The sequence below is a fragment of the Actinoallomurus sp. CA-142502 genome (assembly GCF_050936355.1).
Classification (GTDB): Bacteria; Actinomycetota; Actinomycetes; order Streptosporangiales; family Streptosporangiaceae; genus Actinoallomurus; species Actinoallomurus iriomotensis.
The window spans coordinates 4,430,928-4,448,932 of the sequence record NZ_JBNJMY010000001.1; the positions used below are offsets into that span (position 1 = coordinate 4,430,928).

The window sequence follows — 18,005 nt, forward strand, 5'->3', positions numbered from 1 at the left end:
AGTGACACGGTGACGGATACCGGCCTGCCCGTCGGGGGATCCCCGCTCCAGCAGCGTCTGGCCGCCGCCGCAGTCGAGCTGTTCTACCGGCAGGGCGCGATCGTGACGTCGGTCCGGCAGATCACCGAGGCGTGCGGCCTGACACCCGGCGCGCTCTACAACCACTTCGAGTCCAAGGACGAGCTGCTCTACACCGTGGTGCGCGACATCCACCTGCGGCTGGAGAGCGTTCTGACGGCGGCGGTGGGGGCGGTCGCGGGCGACCCGGTCGCCGAGCTCAGCGCGATCGTGCGCGTCTACGTCGCCCGGCACTCCGACCACCGGGAGACCGCTCGCGTGGCCAACCGGGAGTTCCCGCTACTGACCGGGGCGCACTACGACGAGGTCGTCGCGATCCGGCGCCGCCTGCGCGACACCGTGGTCGACGTGCTGCTCGCCGGTCAGAAGAAGCAGGTCTTCGACCTGGTCGGGGGCGACGACCGTACGGCGGCCGTGCTCACCGCGCTGCCGATCCTTGACATGTGTGTCCACATCAGCGAATGGTTCCACGAGCACCGGCCCTTGAGTCACGCCGAGCTGGAGGCCCGCTACGTCGGGCTCGCGCTGCGCATGGCGGGGGCCCGGACCCACTGAACACCGGGAGGTCCCGATGGCCGAACTGCTCCGCCCGTACGCCGAGGCACGACCGGATGAGCCGGCCGTCACCGACGAGCGCGGCGTCACCACGTGGCGGGAGTTCCGGGCGCGCGTCGACCGCCTCGCGGGTGCGCTGCGGGGCCTCGGCCTGGACGACGGCGACGCCATCGCGATCCACTCGGGCAACCGCCGGGAGTACTTCGAGCTGATGGCCGCGGCCACCCACATCGGCCTGCGGTACGTCCTGGTCAACTGGCACTGGACCGCCGACGAGCTGCGGTACGTCCTCGCCGACTCCGGAGCGAAGGCGCTGTTCTCCGAGGACGCCTTCGCGGACGTGGCGGCCGAGGCGGCGGTGGACACGCCGTTCCGGATCGGCATCGGCGAGGTCCCGGGCTTCCAGCCGTACGAGGAGTTCCTCGCCGGCGGACCGGACGGGGAGCCGTCCGGGCAGGTCATGGGCTGGCCGATGATCTACACGTCGGGCACGACCGGGCGCCCGAAGGGCGTGCGGCGCAAGCTCGTCACGACCGGCGCCCCGCTGGAGACGATGAAGGGCGTCGCCGAGGGGTCCGCGCAGCTGCTCTCCATCCCGGAGGGCGGGCGGTCGCTGCTGGTCGGACCGGTCTACCACTCGGCGCAGTGGCTGTGGTCGCACGTCATGCTCTGCGCGGGGCGCTCGGTCGTCATGCGGCAGTCGTTCGACCCCGAGGAGACGCTGCGCCTCATCGAGGAGCACCGGATCACCAACGTCCACCTGGTGCCGACCCAGTTCGTCCGCCTGCTGCGCCTGGACGAGGAGATCCGGCGCGGGTACGACCTGTCGAGCCTCGCCGCCGTCTGGCACGGCGCCGCGCCGTGCTCGCCCGAGGTCAAGCGGCGGATGATCGACTGGCTGGGCCCGGTCGTGTACGAGTACTACGGCTCCACCGAGTCGTCGGTGAACACCGTCGTGTCGTCGCGGGAGTGGCTGGAGCGGCCCGGCACGGTCGGGCGCGCGCTGCCGATGGCCGAGATCCACGTGCTGCGCGAGGACGGCTCGCCGGCCGCGGCGGGGGAGCGCGGCCAGCTCTGGTTCCGCTACACCAGCGGCGACGACGTGGAGTACTGGGGCGACCCGGACAAGACCGCCTCCGTGCACCGCGACGGGCTGTTCACCACCGGCGACGTCGGCCACCTCGACGAGGACGGCTACCTGTTCCTCTCCGACCGCGTCATCGACATGATCATCAGCGGCGGGGTGAACATCTATCCGGCCGAGATCGAGGGCGTGCTCATCACCCACCCGGCCGTACGCGACGTCGCCGTCTTCGGCGTGCCGGACCAGGAGTACGGCGAGCAGGTGAAGGCGGCGGTCGAGCTGGAGGACGGTTACGAGCCCTCGGACGCGCTGGAGGAGGAGCTGATCGCCTTCTCCCGGCGCACGCTGGCCGGCTACAAGGCGCCCCGGTCGGTGGACTTCCCCGACGCGCTGCCGCGGACGCCGACCGGCAAGCTCTACAAGCGCCTCATCCGCGATCCGTACTGGACGGGCCGGGAGAAGTCGATCTGACGGGTGATCGGTCAGGAATGAAGAAGCCGCCGCGGCGCCGCCGACCCTAGCGTGATCTGCGGTGGAGCCCTCCGGGGGTTCTGTCCCGACCAGCAAGGAGCACGCCATGACCGATGGCATCAAGACGATCATCTACCCCGTGTCCGACCTCGCGGCGGCCAAGGCCCTGTACGGCGGGCTGGCGGGCGTCGAGCCGTACGCGGACACGCCGTACTACGTCGGCTACAAGGTCGGCGGCCAGGACGTCGGCCTGGACCCGAACGGCCACCGTGAAGGCGGCGCCGGGCCCGTCGCCTACTGGCACGTCGAGGACATCAAGGCGAGCCTCCAGGCGCTGGTCGAGGGCGGCGCGGAGACGCTCCAGGACGTCCGCGACGTCGGCGGCGGCACCCTGATCGCCACGGTGAAGGACGCGGACGGCAACGTCGTCGGCCTGCGCCAGGTGGCCTGACATTCTGGACCGGTCCGGCCCCGCGGCGGGGCCGGACCCCGTCTTCCACGGAAAGGACCCTCGATGCCCGAGCCCGCCCGTACGCCCGAGCAGCGCAAGCAGGACACGCTGCGCCGCCTCGAAGTCGACGAGGACGCATGGGTGGCCACCGCCGGTGACGACGGGCCATACCTCGTGCCGCTGTCGTTCCTGTGGGACGGTGCCACGCTGCTGCTGTCCACGCCCTCGTCGTCGCCGACCGCCCGCAACCTGAGCGCCACCGGACGGGCCCGCCTCGGCGTCGGCCCGACCCGGGACGTGGTCATGATCGAGGGCACGGTGGAGATGGTGGAGGTCGACCGGGATGCCGGTGACGCGTTCGCGGCCAAGAACGGTTTCGACCCGCGCGGGCTCACCGGCTACGCCTACTTCCGCGTCCGGCCGACGCGGATCCAGGCGTGGCGCGAGGCCAACGAGATCGCCGGCCGCGACCTCATGCGCGACGGGCGGTGGACCGTCGCCTGACCGGCGGGCCTCCGCGTCCTTCCGCGCCGCGACGAAACCGAGTAGCGTTCGGTTTCGTGCACCTGGGACAGATCGCGGCCCTGACGCCGGACAAACCAGCAGTGATCATGGCGGGCTCGGGCAAGGTCATCACCTTCCGCGAGCTGGACGAGGAGTCCAACCGGCTCGCCCAGCTGCTGCGGGCCGAGGGGCTGCGGCCCGGCGACCACGTGGCCTTCATGCTGGAGAACCACCCGTCGTTCCTGGCGATCGCGTGGGCGGCGCAGCGCTCCGGGCTGTACTACACCGCGATCAGCTCCCGCCTGCAGGCCGACGAGCTCGCCTACATCATCGACAACTGCGGGGCGCGCGTCTTCCTCACCTCGGCGCGGCTGGCGGAGGTGGCGACCGCGGTCGGCGACCGGACGCCCGGTGTCGAGCTGCGGCTCATGCTCGACGGCGTGGCGCCGGGCTTCGACTCGTACGAGGAGCGGATCGCCGGGCAGCCCGCCGGGCCGATCGAGGACGAGTGCGAGGGCGTGGACATGCTCTACTCCTCGGGCACGACCGGACGGCCCAAGGGGGTCAAGCCCACGCTGTCGCTCGCCCCGGCCGGCTCGCCGAACAAGCTCACCCAGCTGGTGTCCTTCCTCTTCCAGCCGGACGAGCAGTCGGTCTACCTGTCACCGGCCCCGCTGTACCACGCCGCGCCGCTGCGCTACTGCCTCACCTTCCACCGCTTCGGCTCGACCGTCGTGGTGATGGAGCGGTTCGACCCGGAGGAGGCGCTGCGGCTGATCGAGCGGTACGGGGTGACGCACAGCCAGTGGGTGCCGACGATGTTCATCCGCATGCTCAAGCTGCCGGAGGCGACCCGGACGGGGTACGACCTGTCGAGCCTGCGGTACGCCGTGCACGCCGCCGCGCCCTGCCCGGTCGAGGTCAAGCGGCAGATGATCGACTGGTGGGGGCCGGTGCTGCACGAGTACTACGCCGGCACCGAGGGCAACTGCTTCGTCTACGCCGACTCCAAGGCGTGGCTGGAGCACCCGGGCACGGTCGGCCGGCCGCTGCTCGGTGAGATCCACGTCTGCGACGAGGAGGGCGAGGAGCTTCCGGTGGGCCGGACCGGGACGCTGTACTTCGCGGGCGGCCCGGAGTTCGAGTACCACGACGATCCGGCGAAGACCGCGTCGTCCCGCGACCCGCACGGCCGTGGCTGGACCACGCTGGGCGACGTCGGGTACGTGGACGAGGAGGGCTTCCTCTACCTCACCGACCGGCTATCGTACATGATCATCAGCGGCGGGGTGAACGTCTACCCGCAGGAGGCGGAGAACCTCCTCGCCGTCCATCCGAAGGTCGCCGACGTGGCGGTGATCGGCGTACCGGACCCGGAGATGGGCGAGGCGGTCAAGGCCGTCGTGCAGCCGATGGACCTCACCGAGGCGGGCCCGGAGCTGGAACGGGAGCTCATCGAGCACTGCCGGGCGAACCTGGCGCACTACAAGTGCCCGCGTACGGTCGACTTCCGCGCCGAACTGCCCCGCCATCCGACCGGCAAGCTCTACAAGCGCCTGCTGAAGGACGAGTACTGGAAATAGCCCGCACTCGCGGCCATCGTGGGCTCCATGCGCGTCGCGATCGGTGACATCTCCCTGTACTTCGACGTCGACGGCTGCGGGCTCGTCCCCGACGGCCCCGCGATGGTCGAACGCCCGACGGTCATCGCCCTGCACGGCGGGCCCGGCGCCGACCACACGACGTTCAAGCCGGTGCTCGACGGCGTCACCGAACACGCCCAGGTGATCTACCTGGACCAGAGGGGGAGCGGGCGCTCGGACCGCGGCGGCCCCGAGTCCTGGACCTGGGACCGCTGGGCCGACGACGTCATCGCCTTCTGCGACGCGCTGGACATCGCCGAACCCGTTCTGCTCGGCACCTCCGCCGGCGGCTGGGTGGCGCTGACGGCCGCCATCCGGCATTCCGCCCGGCTGGGCGGAGTGGTGCTCGACAGCGTGATGCCCGGCGAGACGGACGAACGGCTCGCCATCATGGAACGGCTCGGCGGCGCCGAGGCCCGCGAGATCGCGCGGCGCTACTGGGAGGGCGAGGACTCCGACGAGATCCGGGAGGCGTACCCGCGCGTCTGTCTTCCCCTCTACTCGCAGCGACCCGGTGGCGACCCCGACGGCCCCGACCGGCTGCGGCGCATCCGCTGGAACCCCGACGTGCTCGAACACTTCCGCCAGGTCCTCTACGACGACTTCGACCCCTGGCCACGGCTCGGTCAGGTCACCTGCCCGACGATGATCCTGGCCGGCGAGCACGACCCGGTGGCCACCGTGCCCGCCGCCCGGCGCCTCGCCGCCGAGCTGCCGGGCGCGCGGCTGCACGTCGTACCGGACGCCGGCCACGGGCTCTTCCGCGAGGATCCGGCGACCGCGACCGCGCTGCTTCGCGACTTCCTGACGGGTATTGAGTGGACGCGGGCGTACGGATGACCTGATCATTGACTTCATGTCCGATCTCCTGCCGATCAACGGGTCCGAACCGGAGCCTCCCGTGGTGTTCCAGCTCGACACCACCGACACCCTCGGTGACGTGATCGACGTGCTGGCCATGGAGGCGTTCGCGGCCGGGCGGCAGCCGTTCGCCCGGTCCAAGCGGATGGAGCGCATCCGGCCCGACGCGCTGCTGCGGCCGGCCGGGGCGCGGGTGCTGCGCACGTCGCGCGAGGACAACCGCGAGGCGTTGCTCGCCCGCGGTGACGGCTGGACGCTGCGGTCCGTGCGCTGGCGCGGCGGGTCGGGCATGGTCGAGGTGACCGCGGTCAGCGACGAGCTGTGCACCTCCGTGCTGGAGGAGGCGATCCGCGACGCCGTCGAGCCGCCGCCTCCGGAGGAGGACCGGGTCGAGATGGGCTTCTGGCACCTGGGGTCGCACGGCGCGGCGCGCAGCCAGCGCTCCATCACCGCCGCGACCTGGGCGGAGATCCGCGACAACTACACCGCGGCGGCGGCAACCGCCGTCGACCGGCTGACCGAGGTGACCCCCGACGACATCGGCGGACGCCTGGTGCTCCTGCACGGCCCGCCGGGCACGGGCAAGACCACCGCGCTGCGCGCCATGGCCCGCGAGTGGTCCAAGTGGTGCCAGTTCGACTGCGTGCTCGATCCGGAGCAGCTCTTCAGCAACCCCGCGTACCTCATGGAGGTCGCGGTCGGCGAGGACGACGACGACCGGCGCTGGCGGCTCCTCGTCGTCGAGGACTGCGACGAGCTGATCAGCGGTGACGCCAAGGCCGCCACCGGACAGGGGCTGTCCCGGCTGCTCAACCTGACCGACGGCCTGCTCGGCCAGGGCCGCGACGTGCTCGTCGCGATCACCACGAACGAGCCGCTCGCGGCCCTGCACCCCGCCGTCGTACGGCCGGGGCGCTGCCTGGCCCAGGTGGAGGTGGGCCGGATGTCACCGGCGGAGGCCACGGCCTGGCTCGGCGCCGACGCCGCCGCACACGACCTGGGCCACGGCGCGACGCTCGCCGAGCTGTACGCCCTGCGCGACGGGCGCGACGCGGGCACCCCGCCACCGGCCACCGAGACCGGCTTCTACCTGTAAGAAGACGCTGCCGGAGTCAGCCCCTTGGCGGACCCGCGAGTGCGGCGTGGTCCGACTCCGGGAGCCAGTCACGCTCCGGCGCGTAGTCCAGCCAGCGCCGGGTGCGGCCCGCTTCGGCGAAACCGCGCAGCAGGGTGTCGAGCAGCGGATGGCGGTGCGACTCGCGCCAGGCGACCGACCACGCGTACAGCGGGGTCGGCGCGACGATCGGGACGGAGCGCAGACCCGCGTCGCCGGGCGGCGGCGCGTCGGCGGGGAAGAGCGTGAAGCACGTCGCATCGGTGCGGATGCGCTGAACGAGGTGGTCGAGGCCCAGGTTGGGGCCGTCCTCGCGTCGGGTGACGCCGAACTCGTCGGCGAAGCGCCGTAGGAAGTCCAGACGGGTCAGCTCGGCCGGGCACCACAGTGTGCTGTCCCGCAGGTCGGCGGGGCGCAGTTCGCCCGCGCCGGCCAGCGGGTGGGACGTGCTGACCACCGCGTCGACGGGCTCCAGGCGCACGAGCCGCTGGGCGAGGCCCGCGTCGCGGCCGCCGGGCAGCGGGTGCACCCGGCCGAAACCCAGGTCGGTGTCGCCGCGCAGCAGCGCCTCCGCGGCCGACGGCCAGTCACGTGCCGGGCCCGGCTCCAACCGGATCGCGCCGAGGGCCTCCACCGCCTGCGCGACGGTGCGCATTGGCGCGTAGAGGTGGCCCCACACGTCGATCCGTACGAGCTGCCCGACGCCCAGCGCCGCCGCGACCGCGCGCTCACCCGCGGCGAGAGCCTCGCGCGCGGCCGGTTCGAACCGCTCACCGGCCTCGGTCAACCGCGTGCCGCCCTCGCGTTCGAACAGCCGCACGGTGAGCAGCGACTCCAGGCGCGCGATGCGCTTCGACAGCGCCTGCTGGCTGGTGTTCAGCCGCTTGGCGGCAAGCCCGAAGTGCAGCGTCTCGGCGGTCGCGACGAACGCACGGACCAGGGCGAGGTCGAGGTCCACGCCGCCGACCATATGCGACAACGCGGCGTTGTCGGCCGTGCGGCTCCGTTGTTGGCCCCGCCACCGCCGCACCCGGTGAAGTGTCCTCAGGAATTACCAGGGAGGCATCACGATGAAAGCTCTCATCCCGACCGGGGATCCCGCCGAACAGGTCGTGCTCGCCGACGTGCCCGAGCCGGTGCCGCGCGCGAACGAGGCGCTCGTGAAGGTCGAGGCGTTCTCGGCCAACCGGGGCGAGACGTTCAAGCTGGAGGCGCCCGCGCCCGGCGAGCGGCCCGGCAAGGACATCGCGGGGCTCGTCGTGCAGCCCGCCGCCGACGGGAGCGGGCCGGCCGGTATCGCCCGCGTCGTCGGCCATCCCATGGCGGGCGGCTGGGCGGAGTTCGCGGCCGTGCCGGCCGACGCGCTCGCGGTGCTGCCGGACACCGTGTCCGCGCTCCAGGGCGCCGCGCTGCCGCTCGCGGGGCTCACCGCGTTGCGGCTGCTGCGGACGGCCGGGCCCGTGCTGGGGCGGCGCCTGCTGGTGACCGGTGCGTCCGGGGGCGTGGGCCACTTCGTGACCGAGCTCGCGGCCGCCGCCGGCGCGGAGGTCACCGCCGTGACCCGGGACGCCGTACGCGGCGCTCGGCTCACCGAGCTCGGCGCCGCCGCGATCGTCCACGACCCGGCGGACGCGCGGGGGCGGTACGACATCGTCCTGGAGTCGACGGGCGGCGAGACACTTCCCGTCGTCCTCGCGCGGCTGGCGAAGCGCGGCACGCTCGTCTGGTTCGGGCAGGCCAGCCGTACCCCGGCGACGCTCGACTTCTTCGACTTCTTCGACGGGCCCGAGTCGGCCGTCATCCGCCACTTCCACTACCTCGACGCGGACACCGGCCTCGGCGACGACCTCGCGGCGCTCGTCCGGCTCACCGCCGAAGGCCGCCTGCACCCCGAGATCGGCCGCGTCGCGGACTGGGCCGACACCGCGACCGTCCTCACCGACCTGCGCGACCGCCGCATCCGCGGCAAGGCCGTGCTCACCCTCTCCTGAACAGATCGAACGGACCAAGGAGTACGACCATGACCACCGACCCCCGAGCCGTCGTCGTCCGCTACGTCGAGGCCGTCCGCGACGGCGACGCCGACGTCGTCTACGAGAGCTTCGCCGAGGACGCGACCTGGCACTACCCGGGCGACCTGCCGATCTCGAAGGTGTGGCGGGGCCGCGACGCGATCGTCGGCGAATTCCTGGGCGGCATGGGACCGCTCCTCGTCCCCGGCACGATGAGGATCGAGCTGATCGGCACGATCGCCGAGGGCGACCGCGTGGTCGCCGAGTGGACCTCGACGGCGCGGACCGTGTACGGCGGCACGTACGACAACCGCTGCATCGGTGTCTACACGGTCCGCGACGGCCGGATCGCCTCCGTCGTCGAGTACGCGGACACCCGGCATGTGGCGGCGGCCCTCTTCCCCGGGCACCGCGCGTAGCCGGGCCCGGCCGGCGGCACCGCGTACGCCCGGCTCACCCGGCGGTGAAGGAGTGGCCTTGCTCCAGGTCGGCGACGAGGCCGGGTCGGACCGGCTTCCGGCCCAGCAGCCGCCGGGTCGCCGCGGGAGCGCGCGGCGTTCAAGCGCGCCGGCCTCGCCGTGGCCATGGCCGGGGCACTCGAGAAGCGCGGCGTGCCGGACCCGGCCGAGCAGCTGGCGTTCGGCGTGCTCGCAGGTCAGACGCTCCACGAGCGGTGGGCGCGACCGCCGCGCTCGGCTGAGCCGGCCGGCGTTGATTCCGCGTTGATCGGACGTTGATCGCCGCCCCGCAGAATTCTTCACGTGGACGGGCCGAGGGGGTAAAGGCCCGGCCATTCGCCCGGAGGCCAATGCCGCTGCGTTGCCGGGCGAGGACGGGGGAGGCGACCCGCGCCGTACCAGGCCGGGAAGCCGGAGCCCTGCACCGGAGGTGACGGACCGGTGCAGGGCTCTCTTTCTCGACACGCTCACACGGAGGAACCTGTGATGCCGTACCGGCTTCCGCCGGACATCGGGGACTTCGTCGGGCGGAGCGGCGCCGTCGCCGAGCTGACCGGCGTGCTCCAGTCCGGCGGGCCGGTGCCGATCGCCGCCGTGAACGGCATGGGCGGCGTCGGCAAGACCGCTCTCGCCGTGCACGTCGCGCACGCCGTGCGGCGACGCTTCTCCGGGGGACCGCTCTACGTCGACCTGCGCGGCATGGCCGATCGCCCGGCCGAGCCGTACGCCCTGCTCGGCGGGCTGTTGCGCGCCTTCGGCCGGCGCGAGGTCCCCGACGCGCTCGAGGAACGCGCGGCGCTCTACCGGTCCGAGCTGGCCGGCCGGCGGATGCTCGTGCTGCTGGACGACGCGCGCAGTCCCGCGCAGGTACGGCCGCTGCTGCCCGGGTCGTCCGGGTCCGCGGTGCTGGTGACGAGTCGTGCCACGATGGCCGGGCTGCCCGGGGCCCGGCGGCTCGACCTCGACGTGCTGGAGCCGTACGAGGCGGTGGCGCTCCTGGAGAGCGCGGCCGGCGCGGAACGCGTGGCGGCCGAGCGCGCCGCGGCACTCGACCTGGTGGCCGCCTGCGGGTTCCTGCCGCTGGCGGTACGCGGCGCCGGGGCGTGGCTGGCGGCCCGTCCCTCGCTGCGGATCGACGCCCTGGCACGCCGTCTCGCCCGCGGCCGGATGGAGGAACTGCCCGCGGCCGTCGCCTGTTTCCGGCTGGGCTATGACCTGCTGGGACGGGACGAGGCGCGGGCGTTCCGGCTGCTGGCGCTGGCCGACGGGCCCGGCTTCTCGACCGGCGCCGCCGGCGCCGCGCTCGGCCTGCGGCCCCAGCGCGCCGACGACATCCTGGAGACGCTGGCCGACCTGAGCCTGCTGGAGAGCTGCGCCCCGGACCGGTACCGCTTCCACGACCTGCTCCGGCTCTTCGCCCTGAACCGTTCCTGCACCCGTGAGGAACGCGTACGCGCCGTGCGCGGCCTGCTCGACCACTACCTCGCGGCGGCGCGTGAGGCGACCGGGGTCCTCGGCGGGGCGCCGTCGAAGCGCCTCACCCGCGAGGCCGCGCGCGCCTGGCTGTTCGTCGAGCAGGACGCCATCCTCACCGCGGTCGAGCGCGCCGCGAGGGAGCCCGGTGGGCCGCTCGCCCAGGCGGCGGAGCTCCTGCTGATCGTGGCGCAGGTCATCGACCGGGAGTGGAGCCCCGGCCACCTGCGCAACGCCGTGCGAGCGGTCCGCGCGGCGACGCGCCGCCGTGCCTCGGTCGCCGGGTTCGCCGAGGCGGAGCAATTACGTGCCGACGAGGCGGTCCGGTAGCCGGTCGCGAAGCCGGAAGCTTGGAAGCCGGAAGCCTGAGAGTCAGGACGGCGGGGGCGTATGGCTCATGTCGATGATGCAGAAGCGGTTGCCCTCGGTGTCGGCCAGCACGACGAAGTCGGGGTCGTCCGGGTACCGGTCCCAGTCGACCCGCTCGGCGCCGAGCGCGACCAGCCTCCGTACCTCGGCGGCCTGCTCCGCCGCGTCGTCCGCGTACAGGTCGAGGTGGACGCGCGGGTGCTCCTGCGCCGGCGTCTCGCTGAACCCGAGCGCCAGGCCGGCACCGGAGCCGTTCGCCGGCACCAGCATCGTCCAGGCGTCCTCCACCACCCCGCCGCGGGGCACGTAGTCCAGCGCCCGGCACCAGAAGTCCGCCGCGCGCCGGACGTCCGCCGCGCCCATCACGATCGTTCCGATGTTCAGCATGCGCCGATCCTGACAGACCAGGACCCGCCGCCCTCCGCGAGAAGACCGATGGCGTCCTGCTCGTCGAACAGGACGCCATCCTCACCGCGGGACGTCCCTAGCGGTCACCTCCGGACGTGGTCGGCTTGGCGGACGTCGCCCAGGGCAGGGTGAGCTTCGCCGCGAAGATGGTGTTGGAGCCGCCGGGATAGGTGGTCTGGAACGCACCGGGCGTCACCGGGAAGTCGGGCGCCGTCGTCGTGCCCGCGAGGTACACGCTCCCGGAGCGGACATCGGGTGCGATGTCGACGAAACCCGCGATGAGGCCGCAGAGCGCGCCGGCGCAGGCGGTGCTCGTGCCGCCGAAGTACGTCGAGTACCGCAGCGCGTGGTTCTCGAAGACGGCCAGGAAGTACGGCATCTCGTAACCGCCCGGCGTGGTGGAGTAGGCGTCCGGCGTGGTGGGCAGGCCCGGACCGGTCATGCCGGCCACGTACACGCGTCCGTCGTCGTCGACCTCGACACCCCCGAAGGGCGTGGTCTGCCCGTCGCCGGCGGCGGCGAAGTAGGTGCTGTGAACCACGTGGCCGGAGCCGTCGAACTCGGTGAGCGTCGCGCATCTCGGGTAGTCGGCGGCCGACACGCATTCCGTGGCGTAGGCGTCCGGGGTGGGGGAGACCGAGCCGGGCGGCGCGTCGCCGACCACCCAGGCGTGCCCGTCACGGTCCACCGCCACGCCGTCGGTGCGCATGATGTCGCTGTCCAGGTCGCCGATGTAGGTGGCGTAGTCGGCCTTGTGCCCGGTGGGATCGAGCTTGACCAGGATGCTGGCCAGCCCCTTCTTCGTCGCCTGGAAACCGCCGGGGGTCGTCGGGAGACCGTTGACGCATCCGCCCGTGGCGTAGGTCGCCCCCGCGTGATCGACCGCGATCGCGTAGACGTAACAGCCCGGATCCCACCCGTACTTCGCCACCTGGTCGGTGATCGGCGCGCCCAGGTACGTACCGAAGAGGAGATCCGAACCGGCCGGATCGAGGCGTACGAGGTAGCCGCTCACCTGGCCACCGGGGTAGTCGGCCAGGTACGCGTCCGCCGTCGTCGGGGCGTAGTCCGACGTGGTGGACCCGCCGACGGTGAGCGAGCCGTCGGCGCCGGCCTCGACGTCGCTCACGGTGAGGTCCGGGGCGAGATAGGTGCCGTAGGACAGCCGTGATCCGGCCGGGTCGAGCTTGAAGGCGACGCTCTGGCCCGGCGCCTGGTAGGGCGTCTTCCGGAAGGCGCCCGTGGTGGTGGGGAAGTCCGCGGAGGACGAGACGCCGCTGACGTAGACCGCGCCGTCGCCGCCCACCGCACCGCGGGACCCCGCCTCGGCGCCCGAACCGCCGACGAACGTGGAGTAGATCAGGCGGCTGCCGGTGGGGTCGAGCTTGGCGACGACGAAGTCGGGCGACTCACCGTCCGGTCGGTGCGATGTCTGGGTGGTGGGGAAGGCGGGCGAGGACGACTGGCCGAAGACGTACAGATTTCCGGCGTCGTCGTGGCCGACGGAGAAGGAGCTGGCCGGCATGCCGTCGGTGGAACCGAGATAGGTGCTGTAGTCGAGTCCCGGGTCGAGGGTGAGCGGGGCGTCGTGACGGTACCGGGCGAGGGTGAACCCGAAGTCCGTGCCGCCGAGCAGCCGGTACCCGGTCGTGACCCGACCGGCGCCCTGGTAGCTGACCGGAGCCTGGTCGTGCAGGACCGTACGGCCCGTGGCGACGGCGAGGTCGCCGCCCCGGTCGACCGAGACGCGGTCGGCTCCGGCGTAGGACAGCCGGATGTCGTCCGGGTCCGCGCCGGGATCGAGCGCGAAGGAGTACTTCAGCGTCCCGTTCCTGACGCTGAAGATCCCGTCGATGCCGGGCCACAGGTCGTGGTAGACGACCTGCCCGAACGTCGGGATGCCGGTGTGCCAGCGGGCCGGGTCCGCGCCGTGGAAGTCGTTGACGACCGCGGACGAGCGCTGCGCGCCGGTGACCTCGGGATGCCGGGCGGCGTGGACGAACCGCAGCGTGACCGACGCCTTCGACGGCGTGCGCGAGTCCGCGCCGGAGCTCTTCGTCAGGTCGATGCTCACACCGGAGTCGGTGAAGGCGACGCCGACGCCCGCGGACGCGCCGAGGTAGCGGACGCCGCCGGGTGCCTGCCCCTCGTTGCGGGCGAAGGTCATCGGGGCGGCCGTCACCGAGGTCTTTTTCGCGGCGGGCCGGTGCGCCGTCGCGGCGGACGCGCTCCCCGCGGTGAACCCGGCGAACGCGGGGATCAGCACGGCCGCCGACAGCAGGCTCAGTGATCGTGCGTAGTGAACACGCATGAGCGTCTCCTCAGTGGCGGGCGAGGTAGGTGTCGATCCCGGCACGCGGGCTGCCCTTCCCGGTGACCAGGTCGTAGCCGGGACCGGCGAAGCAGGTGTCGCAGAGCCCGTTGGCGCCGGCGATGATGTCGGCCGGCTGCTTCGCCTTCCCGGCGTAGACGGCGGCGTGGACCTGCCCGGCGGTCAGCGGCGGTTCGCGGTGCGCGGCGCGCTGCTGGTCGGCCACCGCGGCGATCGCCGACCAGATCGGCGCCCCGGCGCTGGTGCCCCCGATCATCGCCCAGTCGTCGTAGTAGATCGGGAACGGGGAGACGTCGATGACGACGTAGACGGCGAAGCCGGACTGGGGGTCGGCGTCGAAGCTGACGTCGGGGACGCCCCGGCCGATGCCGTTCGGGACGGCGGCGCGCTGGTAGGCGGGCCGCGGCTCGAAGGGGCTGATCCCGCCGCCGCTGCCCTGCCAGGCCACCTCCGAGCGGACCTTCCCGGCCGAGTCCATGTCGAGGGTGGTGCCCCCGACCGCGAGCACGTCCGGGGCGGCCGCCGGCCAGAGTCCCGGGTTCCCCGCGTCGCCGGAGGCGAACACGCACAGCACGCCCGTCGCCGTACAGCGGCCGTCGAGGTCCCGCTCGCCCTCGAACTCGTCCATGCCGTAGCTGTTGTTGATCACGGCCGGGTGCAGCGAGACCGCGTGGTCGAGCGCGGCCATCATCGCTTCGGTCGAGTTGTCGTACCCCTCCACCACGGTGATGGCGGCGTCCGGCGCGACGGCGTGCACCATCTCGACGTCCAGGTCCGCCTCGACCTGGAAGGAGCGCGCGGGAAGCGCGGTGTCGGCGTCGATCGGCGCGGTGCCGTTCGGGGCGACGACCTTCAGCGGGAAGCAGCCGGACGTCACGGTCTCCGAGCACGGCGGCTTCAGGCCGTACCACTCGCTGTAGCTCGTCACCGCCTTGGTGACCGCCGCGCTGACGTCGAAGGCCACGACGATCGCCACGGTCTGGCCCTTCCCGGTGCCGCTCAGCCGGAGGTGGGCGCGCAGCACGTCCGGGTCGTAGCCGCCGGGCACGCCGATGGTGCGCGGCGTCGCGCCCGTGGTCGTCGCGGGCTGCCAGAGCGGCCGCATGCGCCCGGCCGGGGCGCCGGCCATCTCGGTCTGGATCGTGGCGAGCCGGCTCGCGGTGCCGGATGACGGGGTCGGCGGCGGGGTCTCGGCCGAGGCCGGCACCGCCGTGCCGATCAGGGTCGCCGCGGCGACGCCGGCCAGCCAGGTGGATGTGCGCATCATGTCCCTCTTCGTGGTGTCGGAAGGCCGGATCACGGTGCCGCCGCGAGGGCGGTGTCGATGCCGGCGCGGGGGCTGCCCAGGCCGGTGACGAAGTCGTAGCCGGGGCCCGCCGTGCAGACGGCGCCGCAGCTGCCGTTGCCGCCGGTGGTGACGTCGGCCAGTCCGCTCTTCAGCCCGTACACGGCTTTCTGCGTCTGGTCGTCCGCCGAGGTGAGCGCGGGCTTTCCGGCCGCGGCGCGCAACTGGTCGGCGGCGGCGAGGATCCCGGCCCAGGCCGGCGCTCCGGCGCTGGTCCCGCCGACCTCGACCCATCCGTTGGCCCCGGTGAAGTAGACCGCGACGCCGCTGTCCGGGTCGGCGTCGAAGCTGACGTCCGGGATACCGCGGTGCTCGTCGGAGTTGACCTGGTCCTGGTATGCCGGGCGCGGTTCGTACTGGCTGATCCCGCCGCCGCCGAGGGACCAGGCGGTCTCGCCCAGCACGTTCCCGGCGCGGCCGAGGCTGAGTTCGGTGCCGCCGACGGCCAGCACGTGCGGGTTGTACGCCGGGTAGCCGCCCGGGTTTCCGGAGTCGCCCGCCGAGAAGACGCACACGCTGTCGTCGAGGTCGCAGTGCCGGTCGTAGGTGGTCTCGTCATCCGCCTCGCCGTCGACGCCCCAGCTGTTGCTGATCGTCGGCGCGCCCAGCGACGCCGCGTGGTCCAGGGCCTGGAACATCGCGTCGACGGAGTTGTCGTACGCCTCGACGAGGACGATGTGCGCGTCCGGCGCGAGCGCGTGCACCATCTGGACGTCGAGCGAGGACTCCATCCCCCAACCCGGGTCGTAGCCGCCGATACCGTCCGGCTGCACCTGCGTGAACGAGAAACAGTTCTTCTGCTTCTTGCGGGTGCAGACGCCCGGCAGTCCCATCTGCGCGCTGTAGGTGTTCAGGTCCTCCAGGGCGTACGGGTCGTTGAAGGCGTCCACGACCGCCACGGTCTGGCCCTTGCCGGTGCCCTTCAGCCCGGTCGCGGCGCGCAGCTGGGCGGCCGTGTACCCGCCGGGCGCTCCGGCGGCCAGCAGCGGGCGGCCCTTCGCGTCATGGCCTCGCACCCGGGCCATGAGCGGGTGCCGTACGGTGCGCACTCCGGGCGGACCGGCGTGCTGCGGCACGGCCGTCACCTCGGGCCCGGGTGTCGCCGGTCCGGAGATCTGTTGTGCCTGCGCCGTGACGGGGGAGAGGCAGAGCCCTCCGGCGAGTGCGGCCAGCGCGAGGCCACCGCGAAGCCTGCTGATGAATCGGGGGGGATGCATGGGTGACTCCTGGAGGTCGGTCTGGTGGGGGTGCCCTAACGGGCGGCGGCCAGGGCCACGTCGATGCCGGAGCCGGGGCTGCCCCAGCCGGTGACGGTGTCGTAGCCGCTCTTGGCCCGGCAGGTACGGACCTCGCCGGTGCACTGGATGAGGTTGCCGGCACCACGGGTGATGTCACGGAACGCGGTGTGCGGCATGCTGTAGATCAACTTCTGGGCCTGGAAGTTCGCGCCCGTGAGCGGTGGCCGCTTGGCCTTGGCGCGCAACTGGTCGGCCGCGGCGACGATGCCCGCCCACGCGGGAGCTCCCGCGCTGGTGCCGCCGAGCTGGAACCAGCCGTTTTGCCCGTTCACGCCGGCGGTGTCATAGACCGGCACGCCGGTGTACGGGTCGGCGTTGAAGCTGACGTCGGGGATGCCGCGGTGTTCGTCGGGGTTGACCCCGTCCTGGTAGGCCGGGCGGGGTTCGTACGCGCTGACGCCGCCACCGGTCGCCCCGGTTGAGCAGCACCAGGCGACCTCGAAGTCGACCTCGCCGTCCTGGGTGAGGCCGAGCGTGGTGCCGCCCACCGACAGGACGTACGGGTTGTAGCTCGGGTAGCCGCCGGGGTTGCCGTTGTCACCGGCGGAGAACACGCACAACGCCGACGCCAGCGCGCAGTGCCGATCGGCGCCGGTCTCCCCGTCGAACTCCCCGTCGGCGCCCCAGCTGTTGCTGATCACGCCGGCGCCCAGGCCCGTGGCGTAGTCGAGCGCCTGGAACATGCTGGTGAAGGCGTTGTCCCGCGCCTCGACCAGCACGATGTTCGCTTCCGGGGCCAGCGCGTGCACCGTCTGCACGTCCAGGCTCGACTCCAGTGCCCAGCCCGGGTCGGCGCCCGCGACCCCGTACGGCTTGGCCACCGTGAAGGTGAAACACCCCGACTTGACCTGCTTGGTGCATGGCACGGGAAGCCCGAACTGCTTGCTGTAGGTCGTCAGGTCCTGCGCGGCGTACGGGTTGTCGAACGCGTTGACGACCGCCACCGTCTGGCCCTTCCCGGTGCCGGTCAGGTGCAGCGACGCGCGCAGCCGCGCCGGGGTGTACCCGGTCGGTGTGGTGCGGGTGAGCTGCGGTGTCGTCCCCGACTTCCAGCCCTGCACGCTGGCCATGAGAGGGTGCGTGGTCCATCCGGAGCCGGTGTGCGCCGCCTGCGGTACGGCGACCGCGGCGGGACGCGCCTGGCCCGACCGCACGTCGGAGAGCGTCCCGCCGGGCGACGTCAGGACCCGGGGCGGCCCGTCGTTCCCGGCCGGCTTGGTGGTGGCGGTCGCGCCGCCGACGCCCGCGCTCGCGGCGAGGGCGACCGAGGCCACCACCACCGCGACGCGGCGCCGTCGGCCGGACAGGCGCCCGCCCAGACTCGTCGATGGCCGCCGTTCTCTCATCAGGTCTCCTTGGGATCTCGGCAGCCCCGGCACGCCGGGACCGGCGGGTCAGAGGGGTTCGTAGTCGTCGGGTATCGCGTCGGCCGGCCGGCCGACGCCTGGGAGGTCCTCGTCGGGTGGCTCGGCAGGACCGGGATCTCCCGGTCGGCCGGAGGGATCCGTGGGGTCGGATGGCTCGGGGGAACCGGTGCCGGCCGGCTGGT

At 72.8% G+C, this 18,005-nt stretch carries 16 protein-coding genes; 10 read left to right on the top strand and 6 right to left on the bottom strand.

What is annotated here, in order from left to right; genetic code table 11:
• Window positions 1-9: 9 nt before the first annotated feature.
• From ACQEV1_RS21345 to ACQEV1_RS21375, 7 genes are all read left to right on the top strand, one after another.
• Window positions 10-633 (top strand): TetR/AcrR family transcriptional regulator, encoded by a 624-nt coding sequence (locus tag ACQEV1_RS21345; RefSeq protein WP_433395489.1) that lies wholly within the window; start codon window positions 10-12, stop codon window positions 631-633.
• A 16-nt stretch (window positions 634-649) separates the two neighbouring features.
• On the top strand, window positions 650-2,188 hold the full coding sequence (locus tag ACQEV1_RS21350; protein WP_433395491.1) for an AMP-binding protein: 1,539 nt from the start codon (window positions 650-652) through the stop codon (window positions 2,186-2,188).
• Window positions 2,189-2,294: 106 nt separating this feature from the next.
• A complete protein-coding gene (locus ACQEV1_RS21355; RefSeq protein WP_285566049.1) occupies window positions 2,295-2,639 on the top strand; it encodes a VOC family protein in 345 nt (114 codons plus the stop codon).
• A gap of 63 nt (window positions 2,640-2,702) precedes the next feature.
• Window positions 2,703-3,143: a pyridoxamine 5'-phosphate oxidase family protein gene (locus ACQEV1_RS21360; RefSeq protein ID WP_433395493.1), complete on the top strand. Its 441-nt coding sequence runs from the start codon at window positions 2,703-2,705 to the stop codon at window positions 3,141-3,143.
• A 56-nt stretch (window positions 3,144-3,199) separates the two neighbouring features.
• On the top strand, window positions 3,200-4,726 hold the full coding sequence (locus ACQEV1_RS21365) for an AMP-binding protein (RefSeq protein WP_433395495.1): 1,527 nt from the start codon (window positions 3,200-3,202) through the stop codon (window positions 4,724-4,726).
• A 27-nt stretch (window positions 4,727-4,753) separates the two neighbouring features.
• Window positions 4,754-5,626 carry an alpha/beta fold hydrolase gene (locus ACQEV1_RS21370; protein ID WP_433395497.1) on the top strand — a complete coding sequence of 291 codons (873 nt, stop codon included), beginning with the start codon at window positions 4,754-4,756 and terminating at the stop codon, window positions 5,624-5,626.
• 16 nt (window positions 5,627-5,642) lie between these two features.
• The gene (locus ACQEV1_RS21375) at window positions 5,643-6,743 is read left to right on the top strand and encodes a DUF5925 domain-containing protein (RefSeq protein ID WP_285619870.1); all 1,101 of its coding nucleotides are present in this window, start codon (window positions 5,643-5,645) and stop codon (window positions 6,741-6,743) included.
• Window positions 6,744-6,759: 16 nt separating this feature from the next.
• Here ACQEV1_RS21375 and ACQEV1_RS21380 read toward each other — a convergent pair whose 3' ends face one another.
• The gene (locus tag ACQEV1_RS21380; RefSeq protein ID WP_433395499.1) at window positions 6,760-7,719 is read right to left on the bottom strand and encodes a LysR family transcriptional regulator; all 960 of its coding nucleotides are present in this window, start codon (window positions 7,717-7,719) and stop codon (window positions 6,760-6,762) included.
• 112 nt (window positions 7,720-7,831) lie between these two features.
• Here ACQEV1_RS21380 and ACQEV1_RS21385 point away from each other — a divergent pair, with 112 nt between their 5' ends.
• From ACQEV1_RS21385 to ACQEV1_RS21395, 3 genes are all read left to right on the top strand, one after another.
• The gene (locus ACQEV1_RS21385; RefSeq protein WP_433395501.1) at window positions 7,832-8,752 is read left to right on the top strand and encodes a zinc-binding dehydrogenase; all 921 of its coding nucleotides are present in this window, start codon (window positions 7,832-7,834) and stop codon (window positions 8,750-8,752) included.
• A gap of 29 nt (window positions 8,753-8,781) precedes the next feature.
• The gene (locus ACQEV1_RS21390) at window positions 8,782-9,192 is read left to right on the top strand and encodes a nuclear transport factor 2 family protein (protein WP_433395503.1); all 411 of its coding nucleotides are present in this window, start codon (window positions 8,782-8,784) and stop codon (window positions 9,190-9,192) included.
• A 525-nt stretch (window positions 9,193-9,717) separates the two neighbouring features.
• A complete protein-coding gene (locus ACQEV1_RS21395) occupies window positions 9,718-11,034 on the top strand; it encodes an NB-ARC domain-containing protein (RefSeq protein WP_433395505.1) in 1,317 nt (438 codons plus the stop codon).
• Between the two features lie 42 nt (window positions 11,035-11,076).
• On the opposite strand, the gene ACQEV1_RS21400 is transcribed toward ACQEV1_RS21395, so the two are convergent.
• The 5 genes from ACQEV1_RS21400 to ACQEV1_RS21420 form a co-directional block, all read right to left on the bottom strand.
• On the bottom strand, window positions 11,077-11,460 hold the full coding sequence (locus ACQEV1_RS21400; RefSeq protein ID WP_433395507.1) for a VOC family protein: 384 nt from the start codon (window positions 11,458-11,460) through the stop codon (window positions 11,077-11,079).
• Between the two features lie 97 nt (window positions 11,461-11,557).
• Window positions 11,558-13,792 (bottom strand): hypothetical protein, encoded by a 2,235-nt coding sequence (locus ACQEV1_RS21405; RefSeq protein ID WP_433395509.1) that lies wholly within the window; start codon window positions 13,790-13,792, stop codon window positions 11,558-11,560.
• 10 nt (window positions 13,793-13,802) lie between these two features.
• Window positions 13,803-15,080, bottom strand: a complete 1,278-nt coding sequence (locus ACQEV1_RS21410) for a S53 family peptidase (RefSeq protein ID WP_433395511.1) — start codon at window positions 15,078-15,080, stop codon at window positions 13,803-13,805.
• Between the two features lie 29 nt (window positions 15,081-15,109).
• On the bottom strand, window positions 15,110-16,375 hold the full coding sequence (locus ACQEV1_RS21415; RefSeq protein WP_433395513.1) for a S53 family peptidase: 1,266 nt from the start codon (window positions 16,373-16,375) through the stop codon (window positions 15,110-15,112).
• 35 nt (window positions 16,376-16,410) lie between these two features.
• Complete coding sequence (locus ACQEV1_RS21420) at window positions 16,411-17,802, bottom strand: S53 family peptidase (RefSeq protein WP_433395515.1); 1,392 nt, start codon at window positions 17,800-17,802, stop codon at window positions 16,411-16,413.
• Window positions 17,803-18,005 lie beyond the last annotated feature (203 nt).